This is a genomic window from Pseudomonas gebzensis (assembly GCF_034427815.1).
Taxonomy (GTDB): Bacteria; Pseudomonadota; Gammaproteobacteria; order Pseudomonadales; family Pseudomonadaceae; genus Aquipseudomonas.
This window is the reverse complement of sequence record NZ_JAXQNS010000054.1, coordinates 1-349: the sequence shown is the minus strand read 5'-3', so window position 1 is coordinate 349 and position 349 is coordinate 1. Positions and strand designations below refer to the sequence as shown.

The following is a 349-nucleotide window of genomic DNA, read 5'->3' as shown; positions in this document are numbered from 1 at the left end:
CGCAGCGCCTGCTGATGATCCGTACATCGATGCGGGTCAAGTTACTGCGCAAATCATCAATGCCACTGGTGGCAATTTTGAGAACCTCGCGGTTAACTCTGCGCCGGCAGTCACTGCGGTTACTGACACTATCGATACCACCACTGTCACGCTGACAGCGGCGCCTTCGGTTGCTGAAGGTGGCGTGATCACTTACACCGCGTCGGTGGGTGCTCCAGTCACCGGCACGCCGGTTGTGGTGACGTTGGCCAATGGCCAGAACATCACGATTGCTGTCGGTCAAAGTTCCGGGACCGTGAATGTTCCGGTTAGCGATGATGCCTACCAAGGACATGCACCGGTCACCACG

General features: G+C 57.6%; 1 protein-coding gene. It reads left to right on the top strand.

Annotated features, from left to right (window positions below; genetic code table 11):
• Positions 1-349: immunoglobulin-like domain-containing protein (locus tag SJI00_RS22435; RefSeq protein WP_322463869.1), on the top strand; the 349-nt coding region annotated here is incomplete at both ends.